The sequence below is a fragment of the Streptomyces sp. NPDC043853 genome (genome assembly GCF_056436025.1).
On record NZ_JBWKDJ010000004.1, the window covers coordinates 426170 to 442602 of the forward strand.

The following is a 16433-nucleotide window of genomic DNA, read 5'->3' on the forward strand; positions in this document are numbered from 1 at the left end:
CGGGTTTCGCGATTGACGCCCGTATTGACACGCCCTTGGTCCAGACCGCACGGTGAGCGGCGGACACCACGCCACCCACCGACAGGAAGGGCTCTGGGCGCATGAGCGAGAGCAAGCTGGCCGGTCAGTTCCTCGACGCCGCGATCGGGCTGCTCCAGCGCGTCCGGGACGAGGAGTCCGCGGGCATCGCCGCCGCCGGAGCCGCGATCGCGGACGCCGTCGCGGCCGGCAACCGGCTGTTCGCCTTCGGTGCCGGACACTCCTCGCTGCCCGCCCAGGACGTGGTGTACCGGGCCGGGGGCCTGGCGCTGATGAACTTCCTGGCCGTGCCGGGCACGGCCGGCGTGGACGTCATGCCCGCGACGCTGGGCAGCGCGCTGGAGCGCGTGGACGGCCTGGCGGGGGCGGTACTGGACAACAGCCCGGCCTCGGCGGGCGACGTACTCGTGATCATCTCGCTGTCCGGGCGCAACGCGCTGCCGGTGGAGATGGCCCAGAGCGCCCGCGCCCTCGGGCTCACGGTGATCGGGGTGACCTCGGTCGCCTACGCCACGGAGACCAGCTCGCGGCACGCCTCCGGCACCTTCCTCAAGGACCACTGCGACATCGTGCTGGACAGCAAGATCGCCGTGGGGGACGCCGAACTGACCGCGGACGGCATCGACGCGCCGTTCGGGCCCGCGTCCACGGTGGTCACGAGCGCGATCATGCAGGCGGTGATGGCCACCGCGGCCGGCGAGCTGGCCGCGCGCGGCCTGGAACCGCCGATGCTGCGCTCGGGCAACGTCGACGGCGGCCACGAGTGGAACGGCCGGGTCATGGCGCAGTACGGCGACCGGATCTTCTTCCGGCACTGAAGCCTCGGGCGCCCGTCGGCCTCCGTCGGCGCCTCCGTCGGCGCCTCCGTCGGCGCCTCCATCGGTGCCTCTGCCACCCCGCAGCACCCCTCGGCGCCCCGCAGCACCCCTCGGCGCCCTTCGGCACCCCGCGGCGCCGCCCGCTCCCGGTACGCCGTGCCGGTTCTGCCGGGGCTACGGCGCGGTAGCGGTCGCGGCGGCGAAGTCGGCCGCCACCCGGGAGGCGATCTCCTCGGCATAGAGGGCGTCCGCGCGTTCGAAGGCGGGACGGGACGGCCCGCGCAGGAACGTGAGCACACCCAGGCTGCGCCCCCGGCTCCGCAGCACCGTGCACAGGGCGTGCGCCACGCCCTCCGGCCAGTGCCGGGCCACCGCCCAGGCCGGCGCCGCGCCATCGGCGCGCGGCGCGGTCACCCGCACCGGGCCGATCCGGTCCAGCGCCCGCAGCGCCGGGTGGCCCTCCTCGTACCGCAGCGGGATCGCCCCGGGTCCGGGCAGCAGCGGCAGGGGCGTCCCGGACGGCGCCTCGCCCGCCCGTACCAGCCGCTCCCCCACCGCGAGGTCCACCAGCACGTGGTCGGCGAACCCGGCCAGCGCGAACTCCAGCCGGACCGCGGCCGCCTCCGCCGGGTCCTCGCACTCCGCCGCGGCCCGCCCCGACCGGTGCAACTGATTGGACCGGAACCGCAGCTGCGCCGCGTCCAGCTCGACCTGCCGGGCCTCGGTGATGTCCTGGAACAGCCAGCCCACGCCGAGCGGCACCGGCTCCTCCGCGAGCGGCGAGGCCAGCCGCAGGAACCCGCAGCGCCAGCAGCGCCGCCGGTCGCCCTCCGGGGCGCGTACGGAGACCCACAGCTCCACCGGCGCGGGCGGCGCGCCCTCCGCCAGCACGTGCTGCAGCGCGCCTTCCAGTTCCTCCGCGCCCTGGTTGAGCAGCTCGCCCAGCGGCCGCCCCAACAGCGCGGTCCGGCCGGTCCCGAAGGCCCGGGCGGCGTGCGCGTTCACCACGGCCGGGCGCAGGTCCACGTCGATCAGCACCACCCCCCAGGACGCGTCGTCCATGAGCGCCTCGCTGAGCGCGATGGACCGTTCCAGGTCGATCTGCGCGTGCACCTCGCTGAAGGCGCAGTACACCCCGGCCGGCTTGCCGTCGGCGCCCGGCACCCCGGCCGACTGGGTCCGTACGAGGACCCGTCCGCCGTCCTTGGTCAGCAGGGCGAACTCGTGCACCTGGCGGCCCGGCGCGTCCTGCGCGGACATCAGTCTGGTCTCCACGTCGGGGGCGTCGGCCTCCCGCACCGCCCAGCCGGCGAAGCCGCGGCGGCCCACCGCCTCGGCGGCGGTCCAGCCCAGGATCCGTTCCGCCTCGCGGTTCCAGTGGGTGATCACCCCTCCGGAGTCGAAGGCGCAGAGCGCCGCGTCCATGCCGTCGAGCAAGGCGGCTAGAAGATCGTCGGTGGTCTCACCACGTCCGGAAGCACTCACCTGGCACCCCCTGCAGGTGTTCGCGTGTGCGGCACGTCAGATCATTCAACTGGAACGTGACGCAGCCCACACCGCATTCCCGGGATTCCGTCGGAGGAAATCCCTGGGACCGCCCGGACCGGCCGCCTCCGCCTGCGCCGCCTGCGCCGCCCCCGGTCGTGACGCACCCGGTCGGCCGTGCGCACGGACCTCGCGGAAGCGATCCGTGGCGATCCGGGAACGCTGCGGAGTGCCCCCGTTAATTCCGTTGAACCGGCCGCGGGGGCGTGCCTACAGTGGCCGCACACTGAAAGGAGGTGATCCCGGAAATGTATGAAATCCGGACGCGTGAGGTGACTGCGGGCTAGCGCCCGTCGTCGCACGCACCCAGTGCGGTGCCGGCTTCGATCGCCGGCCCAATCCCTAGCAGTCACCCGACCCGCGGGCTCGCCGGTACGTCCGACCGGCTCCTCTTACTGCAGAAGAGGATTCCGAGCCCGCGGGTCGTCTGCGTTTCCGGGGCGCCCGTGCCGGTCAGGGGCAGAGCCGCTCGACGCGCCAGCCCCCGTCCTCGCGGACGTAGCGCAGCCGGTCGTGGAGCCGGTTCTCGTGACCCTGCCAGAACTCCAGCATCTCCGGCACGACCCGGAAACCGCCCCACTCCGTCGGCACCGGCACCTGCTCGCCCTCCGGGTAGCGGGCGGCCAGCTCCGCGTACCTGCGGTCCAGCTCGGCGCGAGAGGTGACGACCCGCGACTGCTCGCTGGCCCAGGCACCCAGCTGGGACCCGTGCGGACGGGACCGGAAGTACGCCGCCGTCTCGTCCCGGCCGACCCGCGCGGCGGTGCCGGTCACCACGACCTGCCGGGCGATCGGGTGCCAGGGGAACAGCAGCGCGGTGTGCGGGTTCTCGGCGATCTCCCGCGCCTTGCGGGAGCCGTAGTTGGTGAAGAAGACGAAGCCGCGCTCGTCGAACTGCTTCAGCAGCACCGTCCGCGAGCTGGGACGGCCGTCGGGCGTCGCGGTCGAGACGACCATCGCGTTCGGTTCAAAGACGTGCGCGTCGGCCGCGTCCTGGAACCAGCGGGCGAACTGGTCCATCGGATCGGCCGCGAGACTGTCCTCGGTGACGATCTCCGAACGGTACTGCTTGCGCATGGAGGCGGGATCAAGGTCCTGGTCGGTCACCCGGCCATCTTGCCCCAGTGCGTCTCCGGGCGTTCCGGGCCCGGCCGTGGCCGCCCGGACATCCGCCGGGCATCCGCCGCGCATCCCCCGTGCATCCGCCGGGACATCGCCGTGCGGCATCGTGGTGGCCAGGCGGGTGTGCCGTATGTCACGCTTCCACAGGCCATCGGGAGCCGCCAAAATCTTGGGGCCGGTCCGCTGGTACCCGAGTGGGTGACCGACGGCCGTTTCCGGGCATCAACGGGGATGACCGCGCCGGACCGCGAACCACGCCGGGAGCCGCGCGTGTTCGCACTACCTATAAGGGAGCCGCCTGATGTCCGATTTCGTACCCGGACTCGAAGGGGTCGTCGCGTTCGAGACCGAGATCGCCGAACCCGACAAGGAAGGCGGGTCGCTCCGCTACCGGGGCGTCGACATCGAAGACCTGGTCGGTCACGTGTCCTTCGGGAACGTGTGGGGCCTGCTGGTCGACGGTGCCTTCAACCCCGGACTGCCCGCCGCCGAGCCGTTCCCGATCCCGGTCCACTCCGGTGACATCCGCGTGGACGTGCAGTCGGCGCTGGCCATGCTCGCCCCGGTGTGGGGTCTGAAACCGCTGCTCGACATCGACGAGCAGACGGCCCGGGACAACCTGGCGCGCGCCGCGGTCATGGCGCTGTCGTACGTCGCCCAGTCCGCTCGCGGGCAGGGCCTGCCCATGGTGCCGCAGCGCGAGATCGACAAGGCCGAGTCGGTGGTCGAGCGGTTCATGATCCGCTGGCGGGGCGAGCCGGACCCGCGCCACGTGAAGGCGGTGGACGCGTACTGGACGTCGGCGGCCGAGCACGGCATGAACGCCTCGACGTTCACGGCCCGCGTGATCGCCTCCACCGGCGCCGACGTGGCGGCCGCGCTGTCGGGCGCCGTCGGCGCCATGTCGGGCCCGCTGCACGGTGGTGCGCCGTCCCGCGTGCTCGGCATGATCGAGGAGATCGAGCGCACCGGTGACGCGGTGGCGTACGTGAAGAAGACCCTCGACAAGGGCGAGCGCCTGATGGGCTTCGGGCACCGGGTGTACCGGGCCGAGGACCCGCGCGCCCGGGTGCTCCGCCGTACCGCCAAGGAACTGGACGCCCCCCGCTACGAGGTGGCCGCGGCGCTGGAGAAGGCCGCGCTGGAGGAGCTGCACGCGCGGCGCCCCGACCGGGTGCTGGCGACGAACGTGGAGTTCTGGGCCGCCATCATGCTGGACTTCGCCGAGGTTCCGGCGCACATGTTCACCTCGATGTTCACCTGCGCCCGTACGGCCGGCTGGTCGGCGCACATCCTGGAGCAGAAGCGGACGGGCCGTCTGGTCCGCCCGTCGGCCCGCTACATCGGCCCGGGCCGCCGTGACCCGCGCGACATCGAGGGCTACGCCGACATCGTGGGCGGCGCGTGAGCCGTGCACTGAGGGCGGCGGCCCGGTGGTTCGGCGACCTGGCCGCCGCCGTGCTCATGAGGGCCCTGTTCTGGGACCTCCTCGCCCTGCTGCTGGTCGGGATCGTGCTCCACGCGCTGTGGCGCCGGTCCCGGCCACGGGCCGGTGTGGTCCTCGTCAAGGGCAGTCCGGGGGCGGGTGGCACCCAGGGGGCCGGGGCGGCCCCGGGCCGCCCGCCGTGGGCCCGCGTGGACCTGCTCGGGCTGGCGGCGGTGACGGCCGCGGGCCTGGTGGTGACCCACGTCTACCGCTGAGCGGGGTCCGGCGCCGGGCCGGTCAGCCCGCTGCCCGTCCGGCGCGGAACACCGTCTTCAGCAGCGCGTCCAAGGCCGTCGGGAACACCTGCACCGGGTCGATGTCGGCATCTCCCATGGTCAGTGAGGCGGTCAGGGTCCTGCTGCCGTCGGGGGTGCCGTACATCAGCGCCCCGTAGCCGCCCGGCGCGCTGCCGTTGTGGTGGTGGACGGTGCCGCCGAACTCCGGGCCCAGGTCCTGCTCGAACAGCCCGAGGGCGTAGCCGAGGCCGCCGCTCCTGGGGTCCGGCGTGCGCATCTCCTCCAGCAGTGGGGCCGGCAGGAGCTTGCCGCCCATCAGCGCGGAGAAGAAGGTCCCGAGGTCCGCGGTGGTGGAGATCAGGTCGCCGGCGGCCGGCAGCAGGGAGAGGTTCTGGCGGGTGACGTCGGCCACCTTCCACTGACCGGCGTCCTCGTAGCGGCAGTAGCCGTGGGCGTGCGGGCCGGGGAGCTCCGTCCGGGTGCCCGGCACTTCCGTGCCGCGCAGGCCGAGCGGCCGCAGGATCCGGCGCTCCATCTCCTGGGCGTACGGGCGGCCGGTGACCGCCTCGATCAGCAACTGCGCCAGCGTGTAGTTGGTGTTCGAGTAGCTCCATTCCGCCCCCGGCTCGAACCGCGGCGGCTTGGCCAGCGCCAGCCTCACCAGCTCCTCCGGCCGGTAGTCGCGGAACCGGCTGTCCACCCACTCCTTGCCGGTGGCGGGGATGCCCGGTACGACCGTCCCGTCGGCGTAGTACTCGCCGGTGTAGTTGAACACACCGCTGGTGTGGCCCAGCAGCATCCGTACGGTGATCCGCCGGTCCAGCCCGAGCCCGGGCAGGTGGTCGGCCACCGGGGCGTCCAGTCCTACCGCGTTCTCGGCCACCAGTTGCAGCACCAGGGTCGCGGTGAAGGTCTTGGTGCAACTGCCCACCCAGAAACTTCCGTCCGTCGGCGGCACGGCGGTCTCGCCCAGCTCGCGGACCCCGGCGCTGCCGACCCACTCGCCCCGCTCGTCACGGACACGCATCTGTATCCCGGCGAAACCCGAATCGACGAACTCCTGGATGGCCTTCTGCAGCTCCGGGCGGTCCTGCCCGGGGTGGTTCGCGGCGGTGCGGAGGGACTCGCTCATGGTGGTCTTCCTCTCTCGGGGCTTTGAGGTGGGTGGTGTTGGGGGTGGGTTCAGTTGCTGCGGGCGGTGATGTTGCCGTAGGCGGTGGTGGCGTGGATGGTGAGTGCGGCGTCGGGGCCCTGGGTGTTGGTGAGGGTGTTGTGGATGCGGCCGTAGGTGGTGCCGGCGTCGAGGGTGGCGGAGGTGGTGCGGGGGGCGCCGACGGTGATGTCGCCGTGGTCGGTGCGCAGGGTGAGGGTGCCGGCGGTGGCCTCGGTGATGTTCAGGTCGCCCTTCTGGGTGCTGATCTGGGCGGGGCCGGTGAGGCGGCCGATGGTGATGTCGCCGGCCTGGAGGGTGAGGCGGGCGCCGGAGGTCTCGTCGAGGGTGACGGTGCCCTGGGCGGATTCGAAGTCGACCTCGCCCAGGCGTCCCACGCCGCGGAGTTCGGCGGCGGCGGTCCTGCCCTGGATGCGGGAGCCGGTGGGGAGCTGGACGGTGATCTCGACGGCTCCGGACTGGCCGAGGATCTTGTTCTCGGCCTCGGGGGTGGTGATGCGCAGGACGCCGTCGGCGTAGGAGACCTCGGTGCGCTCGGCGGCCTTGACGTCCGCGCTCTTGGAGCTGCTGACGGGGAGGACCTCGACGGTGGCGTCGGCGCGGTCGGCGGCGATGAACTGGACGCGGCCGGCGGGGATGTTCAGGACGGCGGCGATGGCGGCGGTGGTGGCGAACTTCTGCATGGTGTCTCTCCTGGTCTTCGGTGCTTGCCGTCGGCGTTTCCGACAGGAGAAAAGCTAAGTTGCGTTCGCGGTACGAGCAACAGGCTCGATGCGCAGAATCTGTATCAGTGCAGGTAGATGACGGGTAATCATTGCAACGGTTCTGCGATCTAACGCAACGAAACCTCTTCGCTCGTTGCAATGAAATGAGGGCGAACGCTATGCTGGACACGCCAGGGGCCGTGCAACACCGTGAAGGAGACCACGATGCCGGGAGGCAGACTCACCCAGCCCGAGCGCCGGCAGATCGCGCTGGGACTCGCCGACGGGCTCGCCTACGCCGAGATCGCCCGGCGCCTGGAACGCCCGACCTCCACCGTCACGCGCGAGGTGATGCGCAACGGCGGGCCTACCGCCTACCGCGCCGAACTCGCCCACCGGGCCACCGAACACCGCGCCCGCCGCCGCAAGCAGGCCGCGCCCCGGGACGCCACGACGCCTCCGCCCGCCCACGGGCGCGACCCCGAGGCGGTGCGCGCGTACGAGGAGCTGTTCACCACCGTCCTCATACAGTCGGGCACGCCCAAGATGATGGCCCGCGTCCTGACCTGCCTCTACACCACCGACGCGGGCAGCCTCACCGCGTCCGAACTCGTCCAGCGCCTGCAGGTCAGCCCGGCGTCCGTCTCCAAGGCGATCGCGTTCCTGGACGGTCAGGGCCTCGTCCGCCGGGAACGCGACGAACGACGCCGCGAGCGCTACGTCGTCGACGACGACGTCATGTACCAGTCGATGATGGCCAGCGCCCGCGGCGCCGCCCATCTCGCCGAGACCGCACGGGCGGGCGTCGGCGTCCTCCTCCCCGGTACCCCGGCCGCCACCCGTCTCGAAAACATCGCCCGTTTCGTAGCCTTCGTCTCCGAGAGCATCGCCCGCGCCGCCGACCAGGCCCGCGAAGTCCTGCACACGAAGCCGCCGGCCGAATAGCCGGGCCGTCAAGGACCCCCGGACCGGTTCCGGTTCCGGTTCCGGCTCCGGCTCCGGCTCCGGCCCCGGCCTAGACCGGTGCCCCTCCGTCGCCCAGGGCCGAATCGATGATCCGCGCCCACTCGGCGACCACGCGGGTGCGCCGGGCGGTGTCGTCCGTCAGGACATTGGCCAGGCCCAGGCCGCGGGCCATGTCCAGCAGCCCCTGGACGGTCTCCCGCACCCCGGGCACGGATTCGTCGGCGCCGAGCAGCTCCACCGCGATGCGGTGGGTCTCCCGGCCCACGCGGGCCTCCAGTTCGGTGACCCGAGGGCGCAGTTGTTCCTCGTACGAGGCGGCCACCCACAGTTGGAGGGCGGCCCGGAACAGGGTGCCGGTGTAGAGGTCGACCAAGGCCGCCACGACCTCCGGGCGGGGGGCCGGGGCCGGCCGGAACAGGCCGCGGAGTGCGGCGGAGCGTTCCTCGGCGACGTACTCGACGGCTGCGGTGAACAGGTCCTCGCGGGTGGGGAAGTGGTACTGGGCGGCCCCGCGCGAAACTCCCGCGTGCTCGGCGACCACGCTGACCGTGGAGCCCGCCCAGCCCTGTTCGGCCAGGCAGGAGACCGCCGATTCGAGGAGTCTGCGGCGGGTGGTGCGGCTGCGGGCCTGCTTGGGCTCCTCGGTCCGGGCCTGCCTGGGCCCTTCGGTCAAAGCGCCCACGACGGACTCCGGCGTTCGAAGCGGGCGGTGATGCCCTCGCGGGCCTCGGCGGAGCCGAAGTGGTGCGCGGACAGGGCCGTGAGGCGTTCGCCGTCCTCGGCCAGAGCGGCCCGGACCGGGGCGGCGAGCAGCCGCTTGGTCGCTTCCAGGGCCTCCGGACCGGCCTTGCGCAGCCCCTCCAGGACGGGGGCGAGGGCTTCGTCCACGTCCTGGGCGTGCAGGGTGAGCAGGCCGATCCGGGTGGCCTCGGCGGAGTCGAAGGGCTCGGCGGTCAGGAAGTAGCGGGCGGCGGCGCGCGGGTCGAGCCGGGGCAGCAGCGGCGCGGAGATCACGGCCGGCACCACCCCGAGGTGGGTCTCGGTGAAGGCGTAGGTGGAGCCGGGTCCCGCGGCGGCGATGTCGCAGGCGCCGAGCAGGCCGAGGCCGCCCGCCCGGACGTGTCCGGTGACGCGGGCGACGACCGGCTTCGGCAGGCCCGTGACCTGGTCGAGGAGGGCCAGGAAGTCGGCCGGGTCGCACGGGGACTTGAGGTCGGCGCCGGAGCAGAAGGTGCCCCCGGCGTGGGTGAGGACCACCGCCCGGACCGCCGGGTCCGCGCCGGCCGCGGCCAGCGCCGCGCGCAGCTCGCCGACGAGGTCCGCGGAGAGCGCGTTGCGGTTGGCCGGTGAGTCCAGCGTGAGCGTGGTGACGCCGCGTTCGTGCGCGGATCCGACGATCGGGTTCAAGGCCCGTCCTTTCCGGTACGGCGTACTGCCGGGTGCGGTGTGCCGCCTGATGCGGCCTAGTACGACTTGGGAAGGCCCAGGGTCTGGTGCGAGACGAAGTTGAGGATCATCTCGCGGCTGACCGGGGCGATCCGGGCCACCCGGGAGGCGGGGATCAGGGCGGCCAGTCCGTACTCGCGGGTGAGGCCGTTGCCGCCCAGGGTGTGGACCGCCTGGTCCACCGCCCGTACGCAGGCCTCTCCGGCAGCGTACTTGGCCATGTTGGCGGCCTCTCCGGCGGCCAGGTCGTCGCCGCTGTCGTACAGGTGGGCCGCCTTCTGCATCATCAGCCGGGCGAGTTCCAGCTCGATGTGCGCCTGGGCGAGGGGGTGCGCGATCGCCTGGTGGGCGCCGATGGGCTCGTTCCAGACCTGGCGGGTCTTCGCGTAGTCGACGGCCTTGGCGAGCGCGTAGCGGCCCATGCCGATCGCGAAGGCGGCGGTCATGATGCGTTCGGGGTTGAGTCCGGCGAACAGCTGGAGCAGTCCGGCGTCCTCGTCGCCGACGAGCGCGTCCGCGGGCAGCCGTACCTCGTCCAGGACCAGCTCGAACTGCTTCTCGGCCGCCTGGAGTTCCATGTCGATCACGGACCGGGTGAAGCCGGGGGCGTCGCGCGGGACGATGAACAGGCAGGGCTTGAGCCGGCCGGTTCGCGCGTCCTCGGTCCGGCCGACGATCAGTGTGGCGTCGGCGAGGTCCACACCGGAGATGAACACCTTGCGTCCGGTGAGGATCCAGTCCTCGCCGTCCCGGCGGGCGGTGGTGGTGATGCGGTGCGAGTTGGAGCCGGCGTCGGGTTCGGTGATGCCGAAGGCCATGGTGCGGCTGCCGTCGGCGAGGCCGGGGAGCCAGGTGCGCTTCTGCTCCTCGGTGCCGAAGCGGGCGATGACCGTGCCGCAGATGGCGGGGGACACCACCATCATCAGGAGCGGGCTGCCGGCCGCGCCGAGTTCCTCCAGGACGAGGGAGAGTTCGGCGATGCCGCCGCCCCCGCCGCCGTACTGCTCGGGCAGGCTCACCCCGAGGTAGCCGAGCTTGGCGGCGTCCGCCCACAGCTCGTCGGGGCGGCCGCCCTCCCGGGCGATGCGGGCCAGGTATTCGCGCCCGTAGCGCCGCCCGAGGGCGGCGACGGCGGCGCGCAGGGCCTTGTGCTCTTCGGATTCCAGAGTGTGAGCTGCAGGGCCGGCAGGGCTGGTGGGGCTGGTGGGGCTCATGACTGCGGTTCCTCCTGGACGACGGCGAGCAGGGCGCCGACCTCGACCTGCCGGCCGGGGACGGCGTGGAGCGCGGTGAGCGTGCCGGTGGCGGGCGAGAGGATGCGGTGCTCCATCTTCATGGCCTCCAGCCAGACCAGGGGCGTTCCGGCGGTGACGGCGGAGCCGGGGGCGAGGCCCTCGGCGACGCGCACGACGGTGCCGGGCATGGGGGCGAGCAGGGAGCCGGGTTCGGTGTGGTCCCCGGGTTCCTCGAAACGGGGCAGCGGGGTGAGGGTGTGGGCACCGAGGGCCGAGTCGGTGTAGATCTCGGATCCCTCACCGTTGTTCGAATTGCGTTTCACGTGAAACACCCGCCGGACGCCGTCGACTTCGAGGGTGACCGCGTCCGGACCGACGGCGGACACTCGAACACCGGGATGGTCGACGAGGACGGGCGGGCCGGTCCGGGTCTGGACGTAGCGGACCTCGTACGCCGTCCCGTCCGCGGCCCGGTAGCGGCGCAGTTGGGGCTGCGAGCGGAGGTTGCGCCAGCCGCCGAGCCGGGCGGCCAGCGGGGCTCCGGGGGTGGGTGCGGCCTCGGCGAGCGCGGCGGCCACGGCGGCCAGGCCGGGGCCGGCCGGTCCTTCGGCTTTCGCGGCGTCCGCGGTGCGGGTGAGTTCGGCGAGGTGGCGGTCGTAGAAGCCGGTGTCGAGGCGGGCGGCGGCGAACTCCGGGTGCCGGAGGCTGCGGACGAGGAGCTCGCGGTTGGTGACGAGGCCGTGGATCCTGGCCCGGGACAGCGCGTGGGCGAGGGCGCGAAGGGCTTCGGCGCGGGTCGGGGCGTGCGCGACGACCTTGGCGAGCATGGCGTCGTAGTGCACGCCGACCGGGTCGCCGTCGGCGTACCCGGTGTCGACGCGGACGGTGCCGGGCACGGCGAGGGTGTGCAGGATTCCGGTCTGCGGCCGCCAGTCCCGGGCGGGGTCCTCGGCATACAGCCGGGCCTCCACGGCGTGACCGGACGGGGCGGGCGGCTGCGGGGGCAGGGCGTGGCCCTCTGCCACGCGCAGCTGCAGCTCGACCAGGTCGACGCCGAACACCGCTTCGGTGACCGGGTGTTCCACCTGGAGGCGGGTGTTCATCTCCAGGAAGTACGGGCGGCCGTCCGCGGTGACCAGGAACTCGACGGTGCCGGCGCCCCGGTAGGAGACGGCACGGGCGGCCGCGACGGCTGCCTCGCGCAGGGTCTCGCGGAGGGTGGCGGGCAGGGCCGGGGCCGGGGCCTCCTCGATGACCTTCTGGTGGCGGCGCTGCAGGGAGCAGTCCCGGGTGCCGAGCGCCCAGACGGTGCCGTGCGCGTCGGCGAGCACCTGCACCTCGACGTGGCGGCCGCGTTCCACGTACGGCTCGGCGAACACCTCCCCGTCGCCGAAGGCGGACCGGGCCTCGGCGGCGGCCGCGTCCAGCTCGGCGGGCAGCCGGTCCAGGTCCCGTACGACGCGCATGCCGCGCCCGCCGCCGCCCGCGGCGGCCTTGAGGAGCAGCGGCAGATCGGCCGGCCCGGCCTTCTCGGGGTCGACGGGTTCGAGGAGCGGCACCCCGGCGGCGCGCATCAGCTCCTTGGCGCGGGTCTTGGAGGCCATGGCCTCGATGGCCTCCGGCGGCGGGCCGACCCAGACCAGGCCGGCCTCGGTGACGGCGCGTGCGAAGCCTGCGTTCTCGGAGAGGAAGCCGTAGCCGGGGTGGACGGCGTCGGCGCCGGCGGCGAGCGCGGCCGCGACGACCAGTTCGCCCCGGAGGTAGGTGTCGGCGGGGGCCGCGCCGGGCAGGCGGACGGCCGCGTCCGCCTCCCGTACGTGCAGGGCCCCGGCGTCGGGATCGGAGTGGACGGCGACGGTGTCCAGCCCGAGGGCCCGGGCGGTGCGGAACACCCGTACGGCGATCTCGCCGCGATTGGCGACGAGCAGCGAGGTGATGGGGGTGGGGGTGGTGCTCTCTGCAGTGGTCATGGACGGGCTCACATCCGGAAGACGCCGAAGCCGCCGCGGGCGCCCTCGACGGGGGCGTTGTGGACGGCCGACAGGCACAGGCCGAGGACGGTGCGGGTGTCGCGCGGGTCGATGATCCCGTCGTCGTACAGCCGCCCGGAGAGGAACATGGGCAGGGATTCCGACTCGATCTGCGCCTCGACGAAGGCGCGCATCCCCGCGTCCTGCTCATCGTCGTACGGCTGCCCCTTCGCGGCGGCCGACTGCCGCGCCACGATGGACAGCACCCCGGCGAGCTGCTGGGGGCCCATGACGGCGGACTTGGCGCTGGGCCAGGCGAACAGGAACCGGGGGTCGTAGGCGCGGCCGCACATCCCGTAGTGCCCGGCGCCGTAGGAGGCGCCGATGATCAGGGACAGATGGGGCACCCGGGAGTTGGACACCGCGTTGATCATCATCGAGCCGTGCTTGATGATGCCGCCCTGCTCGTACTCCTTGCCGACCATGTAGCCGGTCGTGTTGTGGAGGAAGAGCAGCGGGATGTCGCGCTGGTTGGCGAGCTGGATGAACTGCGCGGCCTTCTGCGACTCGGCGCTGAACAGCACGCCCTGGGCGTTGGCGAGGATCCCGACGGGGTAGCCGTGCAGGGCGGCCCAGCCGGTGACCAGGCTCGGCCCGTAGAGCGGCTTGAACTCGTCGAAGTCCGAGGTGTCCACGATCCGGGCGATGACCTCGCGCGGATCGAACGGGGTCTTCAGGTCCGCGGGGACGATACCGAGGAGCTCCTCCGCGTCGTACAGCGGCTCCGGCGCGGGGGCCGGATCGGGTTGCGCCTTGCGGTGGTTGAGGCGGGCGACGATCCGGCGGGCCTGCCGGATCGCATCCTGCTCGTCGAGGGCGTGGTAGTCGGCGAGACCGGAGGTCCGGGCGTGCATGTCGGCGCCGCCGAGGGACTCGTCGTCGCTCTCCTCGCCGGTGGCCATCTTCACCAGCGGCGGGCCGCCGAGGAACACCTTCGAACGGTCCTTGATCATCACGGTGTGGTCGGACATGCCGGGGATGTACGCGCCACCGGCGGTGGAGTTTCCGAAGACCACGGCCACGGTGGGGATCCCGGCGGCGGACAGCCGGGTCAGATCGCGGAAGACCGCACCGCCCGGGATGAAGATCTCCTTCTGGGAGGGCAGGTCCGCACCTCCGGACTCGACCAGGCTGATCACCGGCAGCCGGTTGGCGAGGGCGATCTCGTTGGCGCGCAGGGTCTTGCGCAGGGTCCAGGGGTTGCTGGCGCCGCCGCGCACGGTCGGGTCGTTGGCGACGACCAGGCACTCCACGCCCTCGACGGTGCCGATTCCGGTGACGACGGAGGCGCCGACGGGGTGGTCGCTGCCGTACGCGGCCAGCGGGGACAGCTCCAGGAAGGGGGTGTCCGGGTCCAGCAGCAGCTCCACCCGCTCACGGGCGAGGAGCTTGCCCCGGCCGCGGTGGCGGTCGCGGTACTTCTCACCGCCGCCGGCGAGCGCCTTGGCGTGCTCGGCGTCGAGCTCGGCGAGGCGGCCGAGGGCGGCCTCGCGGTGGGCGAGGTGATCGGGGTCGCCGGGGTCGACGCGGGTGCCGAGCCGGGTCATGCGCTGACCTCCTGGGTCCGGGCGAGCAGGTGGCGGGGGATGTCGAGGTGGCGGGACCGCAGCCATTCGCCGAGGGCCTTGGCCTGGGGGTCGAAGCGGTGGCCCGCGGCCACGCCGGCGCCGAGGAGACCGGCGACGGTGAAGTTGAGCGCGCGGAGGTTGGGGAGGGCGTGCCGGGTGACGACGAGCCCGCGGGTCTCGGGCAGCAGCTCCTGGAAGCGGGCGGCGGTGAGCGTGTCCGCGAGCCATGCGTACGCCTCGTCGCTCTCCACCCACACGCCGACATTGGCGTCCCCGCCCTTGTCGCCGCTGCGGGCCCCGGCGATGGCGCCCAGGGGGGCGCGGGTGTGGGGGACCTTGCCCTGCCGGGCTTGGGCGGGGGTGTTCCGTGCCTGGCCCTGCGGGGCTTGGGCGTGCGGGGCGTGGGCGTGCGGCGCGCTGCTGTGCCCTGCGGGGCTTTCCCCCTCCCCGCCCCTTCCCGAAACCGGGGGCTCCGCCCCCGGCCCCCCTTGCCGGGGCTCCGCTGCCGACCCCGGAGCGGGTCGGGGAGCGGGGCGGAGCCCCGCGGCGGGGTCGGGGCGCAGCCCCGGCTGGGGGTCGGGGCGCAGCCCCGGTGGGGGTGTGGGGGCGAAGCCCCCGCTGTCCCGATCCCCCGGCTCCGCGGAGGCCGCCGGGGGCTCGGGGCGCAGCCCCGTAAGGGGTTCGGGGGCGGAGCCCCCGGAGGGGGGCGGGGGCACGGCCCACTCACGCGGCGGAGCCGCGTGATCGAGCGCAGTGGGAAGGGGCGGGGTGGGGGAATCCAGCCGTGCAGCGGCAGGCGGCACGACCGCGACCCGTGTGCCGTCCGGGAGCACCGCGACATGACGCGCCGAAGCCGCCGGCACGGCACCGCTCTCGAAGATCCCGTACGGCTGCCCCGCCCCCGGCGGAGCCGTCACGTGGAAGCCCGGGTAGCCGGCCAGCGCCAGTTCCACCGCCGCGGACGTCAGGACGCGCCCCACCCACTCGGCGGACGGATCCCGCACCACCAGCCGGAGCATCGCGCTGGCCGTCTCCTCCGTCGCCGCGTCCTCGTGGTCCGTACGGGCCAGCGTCCACTCCGCCGACGCGACCCCCGCCAGCGGCCCCGCCAGCTGCTCCCGCACCAGCGCCGCCTTGGCCTCGATGTCCAGCCCCGTCAGGACGAACACCACCTCGTTGCGGAACCCGCCCAGCCGTGTGATCCCGACCTTGAGCGAATCGGGCGGCGGGTCACCGCGGACCCCGTCGACGCGGACCCGGTCGGGGCCGTCCGGGGACAGCCGGACCGTGTCCAGCCGGGCCGTGACGTCCGGGCCGAGGTACCGGGCTCCCTGGGTCTCGTAGAGGAGTTGTGCCGTGACCGTGCCCGTGGTGACCGCCCCGCCCGTTCCCGGGTGTTTGGTGATCACCGAGGAGCCGTCCTCGGCGATCTCCGCCAGGGGGAACCCCGGCCGGCGCACGTCGTGCCGGGTGAAGAAGGAGTAGTTGCCGCCGGTGGCCTGCGCGCCGCACTCCAGTACGTGTCCCGCGACCACCGCCCCCGCCAGCCGGTCGTGGTCGTCCGCCGCCCAGTCGAACCACCATGCCGCCGGCCCGCTCACCAGCGCCGCGTCCGTGACCCGGCCGGTGACCACCACGTCGGCGCCCGCCCGCAGGCAGGCCGCGATCCCCGCGCCGCCCAGGTAGGCGTTGGCCGTGAGCACCCCGGCCCCGGCCCCGTACGGCATGAGGTCGTCGCCCTCCACGTGCGCCACCGCCAGCGGGATCCCCAGCTTGTCCGCCAGGGCGCGGACTTCTGCGGCGAGGCCCGCCGGGTTGAGCCCGCCCGCGTTCGTGACGATCCGTACGCCGCGCTCGTGCGCCAGGCCGAGGCAGTCCTCCAGCTGGCGGAGGAAGGTCTTGGCGTACCCGGCGTCCGGGTTCTTCAGGCGGTCCCGGCCGAGGATCAGCATCGTCAACTCGGCGAGGTAGTCGCCGGTGAGCACGTCCAGCGGCCCGTCCGCCAGCATCTCGCGCATCGCCGAGAGCCGGTCACCGTAGAAACCGGAGGCATTGCCGATCCGGAGC

General features: G+C 73.4%; 14 protein-coding genes. 4 read left to right on the forward strand and 10 right to left on the reverse strand.

Annotated features, from left to right (window positions below; genetic code table 11):
- Nucleotides 1–101: 101 nt before the first annotated feature.
- Nucleotides 102–857: an SIS domain-containing protein gene (locus AC067U_RS14135; RefSeq protein WP_478829927.1), complete on the forward strand. Its 756-nt coding sequence runs from the start codon at nt 102–104 to the stop codon at nt 855–857.
- Between the two features lie 174 nt (nt 858–1031).
- Here the strand turns inward: AC067U_RS14135 and AC067U_RS14140 are convergent, their stop codons facing one another.
- Complete coding sequence (locus AC067U_RS14140; RefSeq protein WP_478829928.1) at nt 1032–2342, reverse strand: PAS domain-containing protein; 1311 nt, start codon at nt 2340–2342, stop codon at nt 1032–1034.
- A 513-nt stretch (nt 2343–2855) separates the two neighbouring features.
- Entirely contained in the window at nt 2856–3479 is a 624-nt protein-coding gene (gene pdxH, locus AC067U_RS14145) for a pyridoxamine 5'-phosphate oxidase (RefSeq protein WP_478830118.1), read from the reverse strand.
- Nucleotides 3480–3825: 346 nt separating this feature from the next.
- On the opposite strand from pdxH, the gene AC067U_RS14150 reads away from it, so the two are divergent.
- Nucleotides 3826–4932 (forward strand): citrate synthase 2, encoded by a 1107-nt coding sequence (locus tag AC067U_RS14150; protein ID WP_478829929.1) that lies wholly within the window; start codon nt 3826–3828, stop codon nt 4930–4932.
- Nucleotides 4929–5225 carry a hypothetical protein gene (locus AC067U_RS14155; RefSeq protein WP_478829930.1) on the forward strand — a complete coding sequence of 99 codons (297 nt, stop codon included), beginning with the start codon at nt 4929–4931 and terminating at the stop codon, nt 5223–5225. The genes AC067U_RS14150 and AC067U_RS14155 overlap by 4 nt, the downstream gene beginning before the upstream one ends.
- A gap of 22 nt (nt 5226–5247) precedes the next feature.
- Here AC067U_RS14155 and AC067U_RS14160 read toward each other — a convergent pair whose 3' ends face one another.
- Both AC067U_RS14160 and AC067U_RS14165 read right to left on the reverse strand, forming a co-directional pair.
- Nucleotides 5248–6378, reverse strand: coding sequence for a serine hydrolase domain-containing protein (locus tag AC067U_RS14160; RefSeq protein WP_478829931.1), 1131 nt, complete (start codon nt 6376–6378; stop codon nt 5248–5250).
- 50 nt (nt 6379–6428) lie between these two features.
- Nucleotides 6429–7100, reverse strand: a complete 672-nt coding sequence (locus AC067U_RS14165) for a DUF4097 family beta strand repeat-containing protein (protein ID WP_478829932.1) — start codon at nt 7098–7100, stop codon at nt 6429–6431.
- 246 nt (nt 7101–7346) lie between these two features.
- Here AC067U_RS14165 and AC067U_RS14170 point away from each other — a divergent pair, with 246 nt between their 5' ends.
- Nucleotides 7347–8066 carry a helix-turn-helix domain-containing protein gene (locus AC067U_RS14170; protein WP_478829933.1) on the forward strand — a complete coding sequence of 240 codons (720 nt, stop codon included), beginning with the start codon at nt 7347–7349 and terminating at the stop codon, nt 8064–8066.
- A 70-nt stretch (nt 8067–8136) separates the two neighbouring features.
- On the opposite strand, the gene AC067U_RS14175 is transcribed toward AC067U_RS14170, so the two are convergent.
- The 6 genes from AC067U_RS14175 to AC067U_RS14200 are packed head-to-tail and all read right to left on the reverse strand — an operon-like array spanning nt 8137 to nt 16384.
- On the reverse strand, nt 8137–8769 hold the full coding sequence (locus tag AC067U_RS14175) for a TetR/AcrR family transcriptional regulator (protein ID WP_478829934.1): 633 nt from the start codon (nt 8767–8769) through the stop codon (nt 8137–8139).
- Complete coding sequence (locus AC067U_RS14180; protein WP_478829935.1) at nt 8757–9494, reverse strand: enoyl-CoA hydratase family protein; 738 nt, start codon at nt 9492–9494, stop codon at nt 8757–8759. Before AC067U_RS14180 ends, AC067U_RS14175 begins: the two co-directional genes overlap by 13 nt.
- 56 nt (nt 9495–9550) lie before the next feature.
- A complete protein-coding gene (locus AC067U_RS14185) occupies nt 9551–10747 on the reverse strand; it encodes an acyl-CoA dehydrogenase family protein (RefSeq protein ID WP_478829936.1) in 1197 nt (398 codons plus the stop codon).
- Nucleotides 10744–12738, reverse strand: a complete 1995-nt coding sequence (locus AC067U_RS14190; RefSeq protein WP_478829937.1) for an acetyl/propionyl/methylcrotonyl-CoA carboxylase subunit alpha — start codon at nt 12736–12738, stop codon at nt 10744–10746. Before AC067U_RS14190 ends, AC067U_RS14185 begins: the two co-directional genes overlap by 4 nt.
- Before the next feature lie 8 nt (nt 12739–12746).
- The gene (locus AC067U_RS14195; protein WP_478829938.1) at nt 12747–14345 is read right to left on the reverse strand and encodes an acyl-CoA carboxylase subunit beta; all 1599 of its coding nucleotides are present in this window, start codon (nt 14343–14345) and stop codon (nt 12747–12749) included.
- The gene (locus AC067U_RS14200; protein WP_478830119.1) at nt 14342–16384 is read right to left on the reverse strand and encodes an acyclic terpene utilization AtuA family protein; all 2043 of its coding nucleotides are present in this window, start codon (nt 16382–16384) and stop codon (nt 14342–14344) included. The genes AC067U_RS14195 and AC067U_RS14200 overlap by 4 nt, the downstream gene beginning before the upstream one ends.
- Nucleotides 16385–16433: the final 49 nt, after the last annotated feature.